This is a genomic window from Aquisalinus flavus (genome assembly GCF_014640095.1).
Taxonomy (GTDB): domain Bacteria; phylum Pseudomonadota; class Alphaproteobacteria; order Caulobacterales; family Parvularculaceae; genus Aquisalinus; species Aquisalinus flavus.
In genome coordinates, this window is the sequence record NZ_BMGH01000001.1 from 2,979,215 (window position 1) to 2,995,594 (window position 16,380).

Here is a 16,380-nt window from a genome sequence, read left to right on the forward strand (position 1 = left end):
GGAAAGGCCCCGCAATGCGGGGCCTTTTTTGTGCCGGCGTTTCAGCCGTGGAGAACGGCGGCCTGTGTCATCCCGGCTCGGCTGGAAGCGCTTTCGCGGTCCGGTGCAGGCTGCAGGACACGGCTGATTTCTGCCAGAAGATGATCCCGGTTGAAGGGTTTCAGGATGGTGCCTGCGACACCCAGCGTGTCGAGGCGTCGGCTGACATCTTCCATGGCATCAGCTGTCAGTGTCAGGATGGGCAGATCGCCCAAGTCCGGGTGTGCGGACCTGAGTGTCGCGATGGCGTCGAAACCGTTCATCACCGGCATATGCAGGTCGATCAGCAACAGGTCGAACCGCTCCGCACCCAGTGCTTGCAGCACGTCGCGCCCGTTTTCGCATTCGGTAATGGCCGCGCCCAGCGGCGCCAGGAACAGCCGCAGGATCTGCCGGTTCACGGCGATATCGTCGGCAACGAGGATGTGCCGGCCCGCAAGGCTGGCGACCGCTTTCCCGCTCTCGTCCGCCTGCGGCTGCTTGAGTGTCTCGCATCTCCCGGCGGTGAAGGTCAGCCGGAAACACGATCCTGCGCCGGGCTGGCTGGTGGCCGACACGTCACCGCCCATCATGCGGGCCAGTTGCCGCGAAATCGCCAGCCCCAGGCCGGTCCCGCCATAGTCGCGCGAAATCGAATTATCCGCCTGTTCGAAGGCCGCAAACAGACGGCTCATATTTGCCGTGTCGATACCGATGCCCGTGTCGATCACCGCGATGTCGATCAGCCAGCTATCGTCCTGTGGCACTGCATTCGCCCTTATCGTCACGCTGCCCGTCGCAGTGAATTTTATGGCATTGGAGACGAGGTTCGACAGGCACTGGGAAACCCGCACGGCGTCGAACATGGCCTCTTGTGGCAGGCTTTCTGATATATCGAGATGCAGCGCGATCCCCTTGCGTGCGGCCACATCCGAAAACAGCCTGCACACCCGGGTCAGCGTTTTTGCCGGGCTGTTCCGGTCTGGCGCTATATCCAGCTTGCCGGCCTCGATCTTCGACAAATCCAGGATGTCATTGAGGATTGTCATCAGTGTACTGCCGGAATCCTCGATAATAGTCACGAGGTCGCGGCTTTCCGGGGCCAGCTCGCTCATCTGAAGCGCCTGTGCCATGCCCAGAACACCGTTTAGCGGCGTGCGGATCTCGTGGCTCATATTCGCGAGAAACGCCGTCTTGGCGATGCTGGCCTGCTCGGCCTCGCGCGCTGCCGCAGCCAGCTCGAGACGGGTCTTTTGCAGGGAGCGAACGATCATGCCGCAATACAGGATCAGCGGAAGGCCGGTCAGGAAGCAGGACGTCGCCGCGATCAGCAGGATTTGGCCGATCCGCGCCGGGGGCGATTGCCACAGGAAGGCCGAGTAAAACAGGACTGCCAGATAGCTTGTCAGCACTGCGCCCGCGACCGCGAGCACGAGCAGGATGATGGTCCGGCGCAGCGAGCCCGATTGATCGTCGTGCCTGCTGGCGCTCCTGACAGCATTGCCGACGTTCCTGAATAGCGTTTTCGGCATTTTCCCCCGCGACCCTGCAACCACCGCGCCCTGCGAATGGGAAACCCATGACAGGCAGCGGGATAAGGTTAGGGTGCCATGCTTAAATTCGGGTAAACCACCTGCCCGGGGCGTCCCATGGCGCCATCGATCATCGCCGGCCGAAGAAGGGTCACTTTCCCGATTGACTCGATACCAACCGGTTGGTATGTAGCGTCATGACACAAGCCCCTGCCAAACAATCCGCCCGTGAAAAACTGCTCGATGCCGCCTTTTCGGTGATCCGTGCGCAGGGCTATTCGGCGACCAGCGTCGACGATCTGTGCCGCGCTGCGGGCGTGACGAAAGGCGCGTTCTTCCATCACTTCGCCTCGAAGGAAGCGCTCGCCGTCGCCGCCGCCAATCACTGGAACGAGACCACGAGTGCGCTGTTTGCCGCCGCACCCTATCACGCGCCGGAAGATCCGCTGGACCGCGTGCTTGGCTATCTCGATTTCCGCCGCGCGATCCTGCAGGGCGATCTGCCGGAATTCACCTGTCTCGTCGGCACGATGGTGCAGGAGGCATACGGATCGAACCCGGAGATCCGCGATGCCTGCCGCGTCTCGATCTTCGACCATGCCGCCCATATCGAACGCGATATTGCCGAGGCGATGGATCGGCGCGGCATGACGACCACGGAATGGACCGCGCGCAGCCTCGCCCTGCACACCCAGGCGGTGCTGCAGGGAGCCTTCATCCTGGCCAAGGCCGAGGGCACGGCAGAGGGCGGCGCGGCGCTTGCCGCGCAATCCGTCGACCATCTCAAGCGCTATATCGAAATGCTGTTCACACTGGAGGAGAGAGCCAATGCAGCCTGACCATGAACTGATCCTTACACGGGTAATCGATGCCCCCGTCAGCGCCGTGTGGCGATGCTGGGCCGAGCCCGAGCTGAAGAAGCAATGGTTCTGCCCGCGTCCGTGGACAACGCCGGTGATCGAGGAGGATTTCCGCACCGGGGGTGAGAGCTTCATCCTGATGCAGGGGCCGGAGGGCGAGGAATTTCCGAACCATGGTGTGTTCCTTGAGGTACTGCCGCAGAAAAGGATCGTCATCACCGACGCCTTCGTTACCGCCTGGGTGCCGTCGAAGAAGCCGTTCATGACCGCCGTCACGACCTTTGAGGAAGAGGACGGAAAGACCCGATACACGGCCCGCGCCCTGCACTGGACGGCGGAGGACAGGAAGACCCATGAGGAGATGGGATTCCACGAAGGCTGGGGCATGGCCGCCAGCCAGATGGAAGACGTGGCTAAAAGTCTTTAAACTGACAGAAAAGAGGAGAGAGACATGACTACAGACAAGACAATCGACCTGCCGGACGGCATGGGAACGGTCACGCCGCACCTCGTTTGCGATGGCGGCAAGGAAGCCATCGCCTTTTACGAAAAGGCATTCGGCGCGACACGGCTGATGAGCCCTGTTGAAGGCCCCGACGGCAAGATCATGCATGCCGGGCTGACGATCAATGGCTCGTCCGTCTATCTCAATGACGAGTTCTGCGAGATGGGCGCGGTCGGGCCGAAGAAGATCGGCGGGACCCCGGTGACGATCCACCTGACCGTCGGCGATGCCGATGCCTGGGCCAGGCGTGCCATCGAGGCCGGGGCGACGGAGATCATGCCGGTCGCCGACCAGTTCTGGGGCGACCGCTATGGCATGATCGAGGATCCGTTCGGCCATCGCTGGTCGCTGGCGACGCCGGGCGAGAAGCAGCTCTCGCAGGAGGAGATCATGGCCAATATGGAAAAGGCGATGGGGCAAAACTGCGCGCCGGGCGAGGAGAGCTGACATGTCGAAAGTCATGACATGCGTGTGGTTCGACCATGGCGAAGCGCGCAAGGCGGCGGAATTCTATGCCGCGACCTTCCCCGACAGCCATGTCGGGCCGGGCCATGACGCCGCCACCGACACGCCCAGCGGCGAGAAAGGCAGTGAGCTGACGGTTGAGTTCACCGTGCTCGGGCAGTCTTTCCTCGGCCTCAATGGCGGGCCGATGTTCAGGCCGACCGAAGCGGTCAGCTTCATGGTCCTCACCGACACCCAGGAAGAGACCGACCGCTACTGGAACGCAATCACCGGCAATGGCGGCGCTGAAAGCCAGTGCGGCTGGTGCAAGGACCGCTGGGGCTTTTCCTGGCAGATCACCCCGCGCCGGCTGATGGAGCTGACCACCAGCCCTGACCGGGACGTCGCCGCCCGCGCCATGGAAGCGATGATGAGGATGAAGAAGATCGACATCGCGGCGCTGGAGGCCGCGGTGGCGTAAACAAGCAGTACACTGACACCATTCCACAAGGAGAAAGACGATGACCTATATCGATGGATTTTTGCTGGCCGTGCCGACCGCAAGAAAGGATGACTATTTCGCGCTGGCGCAGAAGATGGTGCCCTATTTCAAGGATCTGGGCGCGCTGAGCGTGACCGAATGCTGGGGCGATGATGTCCCTGACGGCGAGGTCACTTCCTTTCCCATGGCAGTAAAGCTGCAGGAGGATGAAACGGTCGTCTTCTCGTGGACGGTCTGGCCCTCGAAGGAGGTTCGCGACGCCGCCTGGAAGAAGATGATGGAGGACGAGAACATGATGCCGGACGACATGCCGTTCGACGGCAAGCGCATGATCTATGGCGGGTTCGTGCCGGTCGTCGAAGCCTGAGCGGGGCCTGAGCGGGACCTGATGGGGAGTCGCTGCGCCAGCCGCGCTGCCGCCTCAGCCGCGCCTGTCCCATCCCCGGGCGCGGATATCGGCGCGGTAATTGCGGCTGACCGGCACGGTGATGCCGCCGGCCAGTTTCAGCTGCCAGCGCCCGGCATTCTTCTCAAGCGCTTCCACGGCCTCGTCAGCGGCCCACCAGCTGCGATGGGTGCGCGAGCCCTTCAGCGTGCGCACCGCATCCATGGCGTCGGCAAAGCGCCCGGCGATCAGCGCATCGCCGGCGCCGGTGAAGACGCGGATATAGTGATCCTCCGCCGCGATCGCGTGGATCGCCGCTCTGCGCAGGCCGGCGGGCAGCTTCTCGCGAAAGGAGGACAGCCGCGGGCAGGGCGCGTCGTTAGGCGCCGCCGTCGCGCGATTGCGCAAATTGCCGAGGCTGGCGACGCCGCTGATCGCCAGGGCGATGACCAGCACGCGGGTCGCGGCGGACAACAATGCCCATGCCGGGATCGGCTCGCGGAAAATGATCTCCAGCACAATGACGCAGGCCATGGCGCTGAGCGTCACCGGGATGATTTTCATCACCGCGCCGGCGATCCGGCCGAGACGGCGGATCACCATTGGGCGGACGAACCGGTCATGTAAACCGGCCCCGGCATAGCCGGCCCCGACCGCGAAAGCCCAGTAGATGAGGCGCGGCAACAGCGTGAGCTGCGCTTTTGTGCCGAACGGGCCGAGATAGGTCAGGAAGGCGATCGCCCCGGCGGCGATGGCGATGTCGAGCAGGATCGCCCGGTCGATGGACAGGGTGAATGTCGACTTTCGGGCACCTGAAGTGCCCTGCGTGGCGGCTTGCGGCTCCTGCATCGCCAGATGACCCGTGAATTTCGCGACTTGCCCGGTTTCCTGCGTGGATGACCGGCGCGGTGGCTGGTGCGCCGGTCGTTTCAGACCGTATCTTCGATCCAGCGCAGCCGTCAAATCTTGCCGGCCTCAACAGGAGAAAGACCCATGCTTTTCACTCTGCCGCCTTCCGCCATCCGCACCGGCCTTGCCGCCGTCGCGCTTGCCGCGCTCGCTGCGCTCGCCGCCTGTTCCAGCTATCCCGCCGGCGAGACGATCCGCTCCGCTGCCGGTGACGAGCGCACCGACGGCAAGGGCGATCTCGAACTGCAGGTCACGGTCAGGCAGGTCGAGGGCAGCATCCTCGTGACCCTGGTCGACGAGGCCGGCTGGAACGGCACGGCGCCCCAGATCGCCGGGTTCGCCGAACAGGTCACCGCGTCGCCGGTCATCATCATGGTCGACGGGCTGGAGCCCGGCCTCTACGCCGTCAAGGCGTTTCATGACCTCAACGGCAATGGCGAGATGGACACCAATGTCATGGGCATTCCGTCCGAGCCCTTCGCCTTCTCCAACAATGCCGCCGGCAATTTCGGCCCCCCGGATTTTGCCGCCGCCGCGTTCGACGTGACGCCGGGCACCACGATCCACATGATGAATATCGATTGAGCGGGAAGGGAGCCAGAGATGACGGATACGATCATGACCCGCAGGCGCCTGCTCGATCTTGCCCTGAAATCCGGCGCCGGGGCCGGCCTGACGGCCGCCTTGCCGGGCGGGCTGATGGGCCGGGCGCTGGCAGCGCCGGACCGGTTCGGTCTCGGGGTGCAAAGCGCGCCCGATGCGGGCTACGACACGCGCGACGTGGCGCTGGTCTCCGGCACCGTGCCCGCCGGGCTGAAGGGAACCTATTATCTCAATGGTCCGGCCGGCCATGGCCGGGGCGGCCAGCGCTACACCCACTGGTTCGATGGCGACGGCATGGTCCATGCCTTTTCCTTCGCGGACGGGGCGATGGCCCATCGCGGGCGCTATGTCGAGACCGAGAAATATCTCGAGGAGCGCGAGGCGGGCAAGCTGCTCTATCCCGCCTTCGGTACCATGCCGGAGAACCACAAGCCGGTAACCGGGCCGGATACGATGAATGTCGCCAACATCTCTGTGCTCAATGCCGGCGACGATTTGCTGGCGCTGTGGGAGGGCGGCTCTGCCTATGCGCTCGACCCGGCGACGCTGGCAACGCGCGGCAGGAAGGTGCTGGGCGAGGGGCTGGAAGGCGTACCGTTCTCGGCCCATCCGCGCGTCGCGGCCGATGGCACGATCTGGAATTTCGGCCATGTCGCCTTCACCGGCACGATCATCCTCTATCATCTCAATGCGGATGGATCGCTCAATCGTTTCAAACTCTTGCAGGACATGCCCCATGGCATGATCCACGATTTCATCGCGACAGAGAACCATCTGGTTCTCGGCTTCCCGCCCCTGACCATTCCCGGCCTGAACGAGGGCGGGGGGGACGGGAGCTATATCGACCGCTTCACCTGGAACGGCGACGCCCCGCGCGACTATATCGTCATCGCCAAGGCGGATTTCTCGATCGTGCGGCGGCATGAACTGCCGGCGGCGTTTCAGTTCCACCATTTCAATGGCTGGGAAGAGGCCGACGGCACCATTCGTTTGTCGGCCTGCCGCTATGATGATTCTAGCTTTGTCGAGCAGGGTGCGCGCGACATCATGACCGGCAAGACCTTTGCCGATACAGAGCATGCCAGGATCGAGGATATCGTTCTGTATGCAAATGGCCGCACCGCGGTGACAGCAACCGGCCTGCAGGGTGAGTTCCCGGTCTTCCATCCGGCTGAGGCCGAAAGCAGGGCGCGTTCCTGGTTCACGGGCCGGGTGAGTGACACCTCGATGGCCAACACGCTGTTCGCGCGCGGCGCCGATGGCGATATCACTGCAAGCTGGTCCGCCGAGGCGGACACGCTGCTGGGCGAGCATGTGGTGATCCCGGGCGCGGACGGGAAGACGTGGCTGATCGGCACCCAGTTCGACGCGGCGCGCGGGCGCTCGCTCGTTTCCCTGTTCGATGGCGACCATATCGATCACGGCCCGCTCGCCCTGTGGCGGCTGCCTTATGTGATCCCGATTCCGCTCCACGGCACCTGGGTGATGGGCTAGAGCAGCCTGCGGCCTGATGGACGCAGAGGAGCTGCTCTAACACTTGGAAGCGATCAACTTATCTGCCTTCAAATGATTCCATTTGAAGGCAGGTTGATCTAGCGGGGCAGGGTCAATGCAGGTCTGCCCTGTCGATGGCAGGAGCGTTTCGGTCTCTCATCTGTTAGGTTCATCATGGTTCGGGACAGCGGGCCCGAGCCAGCCAGAGACAGAGAAGGAGACCTGCCGATGACCCTCATGACCCTGACGAAAGCGATCGCCTCTCTGGCCGCCACCGGCCTTCTGGCAGGCTGCAATGGCATGGCGCGCGACCCCGCCGTCGTTGCGGTGGCCAATCCGGGCAGCAATGCGCCATCCATCCAAGATGCCGGGACAAGCCCGTCACGGGCGGGGGATGAGGACGCCGCCGCGAGGCTGTCCGTCAGTTTCATGCTGGCCGGGACCGGCGGCGAGGTGCTGGTCAGCCTGTTTGCCGATGCGGACAGCTGGCAGGCGAATGAGCCTTTGCGCGGCCTCAGCCGGGCCGCCGACAGCGCGAGGATCGAGGTCACACTCGAGGATCTGCCCCCCGGCACCTATGCGATCAAGGCGTTTCACGATGTCAACGGCAATGGCAAACTCGACACCAATCTCATCGGCGTCCCGACCGAGCCCTATGGCTTTTCCAACGGACAGGCCGGCCGGTTCGGCCCGCCATCCTTCGAGGCGGCGTCGTTCATCCTCGAGGGCGAGGCGCATCAGGATATCGGCCTGACCTGACGGTGAACCGGTTTCCCCTTCACCGGGAAACGCTATAGACTGGCCGCATGGCCTATACCACTGACGACTTCCGCCGCGTCGATCCGCGCGACATCAATTTCGCCCTGTCCTATCCGTTTGCGGTGCCCGGCGGTTCCTATGTCTATGTCGATGGCCATGCCATGGCGCTGGCCGATACGGCATCGTCTGACATGATGGCGTGGATCGTCCACCATCGCGGCATCCAGCGCACGCTCGGCGATGTCGTCCACCGCACCGCCCATGCCGACATGGCGCTAGACCGGCTCACCCCGATTGTCGCCGCCGGGTCCAACGCCTCGCCGATGCAGCTGTTGCGCAAATTCCAGCAGCGCCGCGACATCATCGTTCCCTGCCTGAAAATGCCGGTGCGCGACTGGACCGTCACCTATGCCCGCCACATCGCGCCCTATGGCTCGATCCCGGCCTCGCTGGAACGCGCGCCGGGCGAGACGACACAGCTTTTCGTCAATTTTCTCGACGCCGAAGCGATGGACGGTATGCACGGCACCGAGAGCATCGGCACATATTATCAGCTTGCGGAGGTTTCATTGCCTGAGGCCGATAGCGCGCCCTGGGCATCCGGCATGAAGGCCCATGCCTATACCAGCCATACCGGGCATCTGCCGTTCCGGCCGGGCGGGCTGGAGACGAGCGACAGGCGGTTCGCGCCGCGCAGCCAGTGGCAGATACAGGACATCGTCATCGACCTGCTCGGCGAGGATGTCTCGGTGATGGAATTCATCGCCCGGAACATGAGCGACGAAGCGGTCCGGCTGCAGCGCGAGCGCCGCCTGATCGATGCGGATATCTAGCCCGCGGCATTTTCCCGGACAGATGGACATCCCCCAGTCGCGGCAGCCTCGTCGCCACCTATCTCTCTACTATGCGGACGAGACCTTCCTGATGCTCGACTATACCGGCGCGGGCTGTTCAACCGGTTGCGAGAGTTGGGCGCACCAGAACCGTCTCGGCTCTGTGGTTGCCGTCAGCGATGGTGAGGCGCCAGGCGAGTGATCCGGTGAATCACTCGCGTGCCGAACGGCGCGGTGCAGGAGGAATATACCTACTCACCCTACGGCATCTCAGGCACGGAAGGCGATACCGGCTTCCCGTTCCGCTTCACCGGCCAGAAGCTCGATCCCGAAACCGGGCTCTATTACTACAAGGCGCGGTATTACTCACCGGAGCTGGGCCGTTTCCTCCAGACCGACCCGATCGGGTATGGCGATCAGATGAACCTGTATGCGTATGTCGGGAATGATCCTTTGTCGTTCGTTGATCCAACAGGAAAATGCATACAGCATCCAATTTTGTTGGGTGCTTGTATCGGGGCAGCATATGGCGGTTTTATTAGCGGAGTTACTGCGATTAAGAATGGTAAGGGTCCCTTGGAAGTAACTGGCGCGGTTCTTTCTGGTGCGGGTAAAGGTTTTGTGGCGGGTGGACTCACAGCTGCAGGTGTTACCGGGGGGGCATTTACAGGCATGGTGGCAGGGGGCATCGCAGGAGCAATAAATAACTTGGGAACAGGTGGGTCAACTGCAACTGCTGTCCTTTTAGGTGCGGCGACTGGCGGAATTGCAGGAGGTTTGGGAAAGGCATTTGCTTCTGCCGGCCGAGAGGGTGAGCAGGCTGCAGGCGTTCTAGGGGGTACAGCACAAGCCTTTGCAGATTTGATCCAAGAGGCTATGAATACAAGTAAGGCTTATGGTGAGGAAAGTAGGGTTGTGTCCGAAAACCCTATCATCATACCGCTAGGAAACTATGTGAATAATGGCGATGATACTTATCGATTTGAGCCAAACGGAGATAGTTGCGAATGGGGCGTTACATGCTCCGAATGGCCTCCTTATTATAGGGATGATGACGGCAACATACGAAGTAAAGAAGAATCGAAATAATTGCGGGATAGAAGATGAAAGTTAGAGAATTATTTATTGCTTTCTTTATTTTGCTTTGCATTTCTGTAATTTTTATAATTACAGGGGACATAAATAGGCAAAATGCAGTTTATGTATTGGGTGCGGTGACGATATATATAGTTTTCGTATTGTTGGTTATTTATTTCTTTAATAGAAAGTAAAATTTGATTTATTAAGCTGTTTCCATTTAGTTTCATGAAATTTTCAATAGGCAGTGCTCCAGCGAACCACTCGCTCGCCTTTAGCGTGGCGTAGGAGAAATATATCCACCTCACCTACGCCACCTCTGGCACATGGGTGGTGAACTCTGTAGGTAAGCAGACGATTTACTGAGAGATTGTCGGTGCGGAAATATTTCGGCGGCGGCACGGGCTCGATGAATGTGTCCTACCTCTATGACGCCGCGTCGAATCTCATCGAGATGACCTATCCGGACAACTGGAAGGTCGCCTATGGCTATGACGCGATGAATCGCGTCACCTGTGCTGAGGAGGGGGCAGCCAATGCCTCCAACCCCTGCAACAGCGCCGGGCGGCGCCTGGCGACATTGACCTATGACCGCCAGTCGCGCCGCGATGCCATCGCCTATGGCAATGGCACCACAGTCGATTATGGCTTTTCGGCGCGCGGCGACCTGACCGGTCTGGATCTCGGCTTTTCCGGTGCCAGCCTCGATTATGACTACACCTATAATGGCGCACGCCAGGTCCTGTCGGAAACAGTCTCCGACGAGACCTTCCTGTGGATGCCGACGGCGGCGAACACGCCGGATGAGAGCTATACGGTCAATGCCCTCAACCAGTACCAGACGGTGGGCAGCGCGTCTCTCGACTACGATCTCAATGGCAATCTGGTCGATGACGGGGAGGGGTGGACGTATACCTATGATGCGTCCAACGTCCTGCGCCAAGCGCGTTTGAATAACAACCTCGTCGCGACCTATCTGTATTACGCGGACGGCACGCGCAGGCTGAAAAGTGCCCAGGGCACGTCGAGCCGGTTCTATTACCACGGCGATCAGGAAATCGCGGAATATAATGGCACCTACCCCATCGTCTCCGGCACGCTGTTGCGCCGCTATGTGCGCCTGCCGGGGGCGGTCGACGATGTTCGCCGGGCGAAAGGGGCCCCATCCCCTTTCGCTTCTCCGGCTCACTCCTGATGATCGACTATACCGGTGCGGGCTGTTCGTCCGGCTGCGAGAGCTGGGCACACCAGAACCGCCTCGGTTCTGTGGTTGCCGTCACCAATGCCTCGGGCGCGGTGCAGGAGGAATATACCTACTCACCCTACGGCATCTCGGGCACGGAAGGCGATGCCGGCAAACCTTCGCAAGGCGCATCAGGAGAATGATCGCTTGGTTGATCGCCTTTATCGCAAGAAACCTTTCGACAGCGAGCGGGAAAGGGTTGAACACCTGTTCATGCTGTACGAGAAGATGACTGCGCCGCTCGCAACGCCCGACAAGCCAAAAAGGCAGCGCAAGGCGAAGAAAGCCTAGAGCAGCCTGGCGTCCGGATGGACGCAGTGGAGCTGCTCTAACACTTTGGAAGCGATCAACTTTTCTGCGTTCAAATGATTCCAGTTGAAGGCAGGTTGATGTCGCTTCAGGCGGACCGACCCGGCTTGATGTTCAGGGCATCGAGCAGCGCCTTGGCGTTATAGGGCTTTTCGACGAAGGTGACGCGGCTGTCTCCCGCGAATTTCGTGCGCACCTCGCCGGGGGCATAGCCGCTGGCGATGACGATCTTCAGGCTCGGGTCCATGGCCAGCAGTTTCTCGGTCAGCGCGTCGCCGCGCATGTCCGGCAGGCCGAGATCGACGACGACGGCGCGCAGGGCCGAGCGCTCGCGCCGCGCGATTTCCTCCGCCTTCTTCCCGTTGACCGCTTCCAGCGTGGGGATGCCGAAATCCTCCATCTGCATGACGAGGTCGGCAAGGATCAGGCCTTCATCCTCCACGATCAGGATTTTCCGTGCCTGTGTCTTTGTGCGCATTGCCTCCTCCATCGCAAAGCCGGCTTCCTCATAGGTGAACGGCTTGGTGACAAGGTGCAGGCCCTGGTCGAGACGGCCATCGTGAATGATCGCGTTACGGGCATAACCCGTCGTGTACAGAACTTTCAGGTCGGGACGGCGCGAGCAGGCCTCGTCCGAAAGCTGGCGGCCATTCATGCCATCGGGCAGGCCCACATCGGTAAACAGCAATGCGATTTCCGGATGCCGGTCGAGCTGGCCCAGCGCGGACTTGCCATCCGGCGCATCGACAGCGCGATAGCCAAGCTCCTCGACCAGCGCCACGGTATGGGCACGCACATCGTCCTCATCCTCGACCACGAGAACCAGTTCGCCATTGCCGCGCGGCACTTCCTTGCGCCGTTCCTGGACCGGTTCCTCGTCCTCGGCGGGGATGTGACGGGGAAAGTAGAGCTTGAACGTCGTGCCATTGCCACGCTCGCTGTAGATCTTCACATGCCCGCCGGATTGCTTGACGAAGCCGTATAGCTGCGACAGGCCGAGCCCCGTGCCATGGCCGACGCCTTTCGTGGTGAAGAAGGGCTCGAACGCCTTCTCGATCGTCTCCTCGTCCATGCCAGTGCCGGTGTCGCTGATGCACAGCAGCACATACTGGCCGGGCTCGATCTCTAGTCCGGCGTGATCGGTGATATATTGGCGATCGACATAGGCATTCGCCGTCTCGATGGTCAGCTTGCCGCCCTCGGGCATGGCATCGCGGGCATTGACCGCGAGGTTGAGGATGGCGCTTTCCAGCTGGTTCGGGTCGACACACACCTTCCACAGGCCGGCTCCGATGACCGTCTCTATCGCAATCGTCTCGCCCATGGTCCGCTTCATCAGGCTCGACATCTCGTTGACGAAGACATTGATATCGACCGAGCGCGGATCGAGCGGTTGGCGCCGGGCAAAGGCGAGCAGGCTCTGGGTCAGGCTGGCCGCGCGCCGCGCTCCGCGCTGGGCGTTCTCCGCGGTTTCTGCGAGCTGGGTCTCGCCTTTCTCGGTCAGGGTACGGATCACCCGTTCGAGATTGCCGAGCACGATGGTCAGGAGGTTGTTGAAATCGTGGGCAATCCCGCCCGTCAACTGGCCCAGCGTTTCCATCTTCTGGGACTGGCGCAGGGCCTCCTCGGCCTGCTCGCGCTGTTCGATCTGCGATTTCAGCTCCGCATTGGCGCGGGTGAGGTCGTCGGCGCGCGCGGCGAGCGTGGCGTTGGCACTGGTCAGCGCCCGCGTGGCGAGCCATACGACGCCGAGCAGCAGCACGCCCATGCTGAACAGGAGGATGATGCTGGTATAGCGCATCATCCGCGTAGCCAGGGGTTCGGCCGCGGAGCGCACGATGACGGTCCCCATCCGTGTCCCGTCCTGCACGACAGGGGCCGTCACGATCACGCGGTCCTGTTCCTGGACATAGCCGTCAGCAGGCGGACTGTCAGGATATTGCCAGGTGCCAAGCCGGAATCCGGCAAAGAATACATCATTCTCGTCATAGAGGGCGGCGCCGCGGATTTCCGGGTTGGCGCGCAGGGCGTTGAGATAGTCCATCGCCGCCTCGGTGTCGTCAAAAGCGAGTGCCGCCGGCACGATGGCGGACAGGATATCCGCCTGCATGCGGACTTCGTCGATCTTCTGGGCGCTTGACGCGCGCTCGCCATACAGCATGAACGCCGCCCCTGTCAGCATCAGGAGCAGCGCGAGGCCGAGGGCGGCGGGGAAGGTCAGTTTCCAGAACTTCATTCCTGCGGCCCCCCCGCCGCTGGTTCTACCGGGGATGGCTCCGGCGGGGATGTCTGTGCCGGGGCTGGCTCCACGTCAGATGGCGCCTCGACCACCGATACGGCGAGGCTGAGCAGCTTGGAGCTGATCGCGAGATTGCCGGCTTCGGCCTTGGCAAGGTCGATGCGGAACCGGATATTTCCGTCCTGTTCGACAAAGTCGATAATGCCGGTCTCCGCCGGCCGGTCGCTGCCATCGGTGACGGTCAGGATCGGCTTGCCATGGACCCGCTCGATGATCTCTTCTGCCGGCTGGCGGCCGTCGGGCGAGACATACAGAACATGGCAGCCCGCCCCGTCCAGCACCACGCCCATGCGCCGCACGATCACCGGCCTGTCCGTAATCATCAGCCCCCTGACCGCATCGTCGAGCAACGCGCCGAAGGGGTCGCGCCCGGCAATGCACAAATTGAATGTCGTGCCGTGGTCAGATGTCATGGCATAGTCGGCGCCGGTATCCGCCGGCCACTGGACGAACGGGGCGAGCTTGTAGAGATAGGTCGCCTTGACCGCCGTCTCAAGATCTGACTGCTGTGCCCTGGCGTCACCCGGCAGCATCATGCTGGCGAGGGCGGTGAGGCATGACAGCCAGAGCGCCTTATGCCGGAATGGGATCAAAACCTGGCCCTCAGTCCGGCGCGAACCTCGCGCCTGATCTCGCCGCGCTGGCCGGGGCTGCCCGATTCCGGATGCTGGTCATCGAGCAGGTTCCGCGCGGTCAGCGACAATTCCACGTCCTCGTTGAGCGCCCATGACAGGCGGGCATCGGCCTCGACATAGCCGTCGATGCCGACATATTCCAGATCGTCGACGCCGCGCAGTCCGGCATCGAAACTGACAGCGGGCGACAGCGCCAGATGCGAGCGCAACTGCCACTGATAGTCCGGGTCCGTTCCCTGGTGCTGCTGGATGGCGAAGGTCGTGCCGCCTTCCTTCAGGTCGAGATCCTTGGCGAGGAAATTGGCGCCGGCGGACAGGGTCCACCACTCGGTCGCCTGCCAGTCGCCCCAGGCCTCCAGCCCGTAACCGGCCCCTTCCATCGCATTGCCGAATTGCAACAGGCCAGAGTCACTCCTCATCAGGGCGCGCAAATCGTCATAATCATTGTAATAGACGGATACGGACAAAGACGTGTTTGCGGTCGGGTGGCCGCGATAGCCTGCCTCATAGGCGATGACTTCCTCGGAACCGAAATCACCGGCGCGTTCCAGGATGCCGTCACCGACAATATTGCGATCGACACGCGAGGGCGTGCGCACGGCCCGCGTGATCGATGACCAGAGCAGGGCCCTGTCGGACACTTGCCAGGCCAGCCGGATGCTCGGCAGAAGCTCGCCGCCGGAAAAGCTCGAATGCTCGTATTTCAGGCCGGCCGCAAGGCTCAGCGCCTCGCTCAGGGCGATCTCGTCCTGGATGAAGACATTACTGATCTCGACCGTTTCGCTGGCCGGGGCGAGATAGAAAAAGCTCAAATTGCGGACTTCGAACAGGTCGTCGGTGACGCGGTGGCCGGCCCCGGCAACGACGGTGTGGCGACCCTGCCGCGACACGATCCGGCCTTCGATATCGGCGGTTTCAAGCTCGTCGCGGTCGGAGGTCTCGCCCGCTTCCTGGACCGGGTAATTGCGCTCGACGGCATCGTAATAGGCCTGCAGGTTGAGATCGGTATCGGGCGACAGCGCGGTGGACCACTTCCCCATCACGCTGCGGCCCTTGACGATCAGGTCGGCGGCCTGCTCGAATTCGAAAACATCCGCATGCAGCGAGACCTCGGAACCGGTACCCGACCAGTCGAGCCGCAAGCCGCCCTGCAGCCCGTCCCAGCCATCACCCCGGCCCTCACCATCCGGGCGGTTGGTCTCGCCCCGGTCGATCGCCATGCCATAGGCGCGCCAGGCGGTGTTCTCGCCCAGCCGGCCACCATAGCGCACCGACAGATCGCTGTCGACGATGCCCGCCCTGGCGACGGCGAGGCCGCCCTGGGTCTCGGCGGCGGATTTGGTGATGATGTTGATGACGCCATTGAACGCGTTCGCCCCCCACAGCGTGCCGGCGGCGCCGCTGATCACCTCGATGCGCTCGACATCGGCCATCAGCAATTGCTGCTGGTCCCAGAACACCCCGCCATGCAGCGGGGTATAGATCGACCGGCCATCGATCATCGCCAGCAGCTTGTTGGAGGATTCATAGGAGTTGAAGCCCCGCGCGGAGATCGCAAACAGGGCGGAATTGGCCTGCGCGACCAGAAGGTTCGGGGCAAGGCGCAACGCTTCGGGGATGCTGTTGGCACCGGCCCGGCGAATATCCTCGCTCGTGATGACATAGATCGCCGCGGGGGCCCTGCTCAACGGCGTTGCATGTTTGGCGACCGATGTCACCTCGATCTGGCCGAGCTGTTCCAGCGACAGCGACTGCAGTTCGCGGATCGTCTGGGCCTGCGTATTCGCCGCCCATGCCGGGCAGGCGGCACCCAGTGCTGCGATCGAAAAACCGGCAACGGCAAGTCTGTTCAAAATTGTCTGCCCCACCCGACTTCCCCCTTGTTCGATGTTGCCTGCACTGATTTTGCCTGCATGGAAGGATAAGCAATCAAACAAACTCACGGGGATTTGGTTCCGCGCGATGGAACCATT

18 protein-coding genes are annotated in these 16,380 nt (G+C 62.2%); 13 read left to right on the forward strand and 5 right to left on the reverse strand.

What is annotated here, in order from left to right; translation table 11 throughout:
• Positions 1 to 41: 41 nt before the first annotated feature.
• Positions 42 to 1,550: an ATP-binding protein gene (locus IEV88_RS13735; protein WP_188157897.1), complete on the reverse strand. Its 1,509-nt coding sequence runs from the start codon at positions 1,548 to 1,550 to the stop codon at positions 42 to 44.
• A gap of 197 nt (positions 1,551 to 1,747) precedes the next feature.
• Between IEV88_RS13735 and IEV88_RS13740 the strand changes: the two genes are divergently transcribed.
• Genes IEV88_RS13740 through IEV88_RS13760 form a run of 5 tightly spaced genes read left to right on the forward strand, consistent with a single transcriptional unit; the run spans position 1,748 to position 4,228 of the window.
• Entirely contained in the window at positions 1,748 to 2,389 is a 642-nt protein-coding gene (locus IEV88_RS13740) for a TetR/AcrR family transcriptional regulator (protein ID WP_188157896.1), read from the forward strand.
• Positions 2,379 to 2,837, forward strand: coding sequence for an SRPBCC family protein (locus IEV88_RS13745; protein ID WP_188157895.1), 459 nt, complete (start codon positions 2,379 to 2,381; stop codon positions 2,835 to 2,837). The genes IEV88_RS13740 and IEV88_RS13745 overlap by 11 nt, the downstream gene beginning before the upstream one ends.
• A gap of 24 nt (positions 2,838 to 2,861) precedes the next feature.
• A complete protein-coding gene (locus tag IEV88_RS13750; RefSeq protein ID WP_188157894.1) occupies positions 2,862 to 3,362 on the forward strand; it encodes a VOC family protein in 501 nt (166 codons plus the stop codon).
• A 1-nt stretch (position 3,363) separates the two neighbouring features.
• The gene (locus tag IEV88_RS13755) at positions 3,364 to 3,840 is read left to right on the forward strand and encodes a VOC family protein (RefSeq protein ID WP_188157893.1); all 477 of its coding nucleotides are present in this window, start codon (positions 3,364 to 3,366) and stop codon (positions 3,838 to 3,840) included.
• A gap of 40 nt (positions 3,841 to 3,880) precedes the next feature.
• Entirely contained in the window at positions 3,881 to 4,228 is a 348-nt protein-coding gene (locus IEV88_RS13760; protein ID WP_188157892.1) for a DUF1428 domain-containing protein, read from the forward strand.
• 54 nt (positions 4,229 to 4,282) lie between these two features.
• On the opposite strand, the gene IEV88_RS13765 is transcribed toward IEV88_RS13760, so the two are convergent.
• On the reverse strand, positions 4,283 to 5,095 hold the full coding sequence (locus IEV88_RS13765; protein ID WP_188157891.1) for a LytTR family DNA-binding domain-containing protein: 813 nt from the start codon (positions 5,093 to 5,095) through the stop codon (positions 4,283 to 4,285).
• A gap of 144 nt (positions 5,096 to 5,239) precedes the next feature.
• Here IEV88_RS13765 and IEV88_RS13770 point away from each other — a divergent pair, with 144 nt between their 5' ends.
• The 8 genes from IEV88_RS13770 (at position 5,240) to IEV88_RS13805 (ending at position 11,455) form a co-directional block, all read left to right on the forward strand.
• The gene (locus tag IEV88_RS13770; protein WP_188157890.1) at positions 5,240 to 5,740 is read left to right on the forward strand and encodes a DUF2141 domain-containing protein; all 501 of its coding nucleotides are present in this window, start codon (positions 5,240 to 5,242) and stop codon (positions 5,738 to 5,740) included.
• 18 nt (positions 5,741 to 5,758) lie between these two features.
• On the forward strand, positions 5,759 to 7,252 hold the full coding sequence (locus tag IEV88_RS13775) for a carotenoid oxygenase family protein (RefSeq protein ID WP_188157889.1): 1,494 nt from the start codon (positions 5,759 to 5,761) through the stop codon (positions 7,250 to 7,252).
• 228 nt (positions 7,253 to 7,480) lie between these two features.
• Positions 7,481 to 8,011 (forward strand): DUF2141 domain-containing protein, encoded by a 531-nt coding sequence (locus IEV88_RS13780; RefSeq protein ID WP_188157888.1) that lies wholly within the window; start codon positions 7,481 to 7,483, stop codon positions 8,009 to 8,011.
• A gap of 47 nt (positions 8,012 to 8,058) precedes the next feature.
• The gene (locus IEV88_RS13785; protein WP_188157887.1) at positions 8,059 to 8,844 is read left to right on the forward strand and encodes a hypothetical protein; all 786 of its coding nucleotides are present in this window, start codon (positions 8,059 to 8,061) and stop codon (positions 8,842 to 8,844) included.
• A gap of 219 nt (positions 8,845 to 9,063) precedes the next feature.
• Positions 9,064 to 9,933 (forward strand): RHS repeat-associated core domain-containing protein, encoded by an 870-nt coding sequence (locus IEV88_RS13790; protein ID WP_206711153.1) that lies wholly within the window; start codon positions 9,064 to 9,066, stop codon positions 9,931 to 9,933.
• Between the two features lie 364 nt (positions 9,934 to 10,297).
• The gene (locus tag IEV88_RS13795) at positions 10,298 to 11,116 is read left to right on the forward strand and encodes an RHS repeat domain-containing protein (protein ID WP_188157886.1); all 819 of its coding nucleotides are present in this window, start codon (positions 10,298 to 10,300) and stop codon (positions 11,114 to 11,116) included.
• Entirely contained in the window at positions 11,116 to 11,307 is a 192-nt protein-coding gene (locus IEV88_RS13800) for a hypothetical protein (RefSeq protein WP_188157885.1), read from the forward strand. Before IEV88_RS13795 ends, IEV88_RS13800 begins: the two co-directional genes overlap by 1 nt.
• Before the next feature lie 4 nt (positions 11,308 to 11,311).
• Positions 11,312 to 11,455 carry a type IIL restriction-modification enzyme MmeI gene (locus tag IEV88_RS13805; protein ID WP_188157884.1) on the forward strand — a complete coding sequence of 48 codons (144 nt, stop codon included), beginning with the start codon at positions 11,312 to 11,314 and terminating at the stop codon, positions 11,453 to 11,455.
• Positions 11,456 to 11,561: 106 nt separating this feature from the next.
• Here IEV88_RS13805 and IEV88_RS13810 read toward each other — a convergent pair whose 3' ends face one another.
• The 3 genes from IEV88_RS13810 to IEV88_RS13820 are packed head-to-tail and all read right to left on the reverse strand — an operon-like array spanning position 11,562 to position 16,260.
• Complete coding sequence (locus IEV88_RS13810; RefSeq protein ID WP_188157883.1) at positions 11,562 to 13,709, reverse strand: response regulator; 2,148 nt, start codon at positions 13,707 to 13,709, stop codon at positions 11,562 to 11,564.
• A complete protein-coding gene (locus IEV88_RS13815) occupies positions 13,706 to 14,365 on the reverse strand; it encodes a YfiR family protein (protein ID WP_188157882.1) in 660 nt (219 codons plus the stop codon). Before IEV88_RS13815 ends, IEV88_RS13810 begins: the two co-directional genes overlap by 4 nt.
• Positions 14,362 to 16,260: a TOL_0244 family TonB-dependent receptor gene (locus IEV88_RS13820; RefSeq protein ID WP_188157881.1), complete on the reverse strand. Its 1,899-nt coding sequence runs from the start codon at positions 16,258 to 16,260 to the stop codon at positions 14,362 to 14,364. The genes IEV88_RS13815 and IEV88_RS13820 overlap by 4 nt, the downstream gene beginning before the upstream one ends.
• Positions 16,261 to 16,380: the final 120 nt, after the last annotated feature.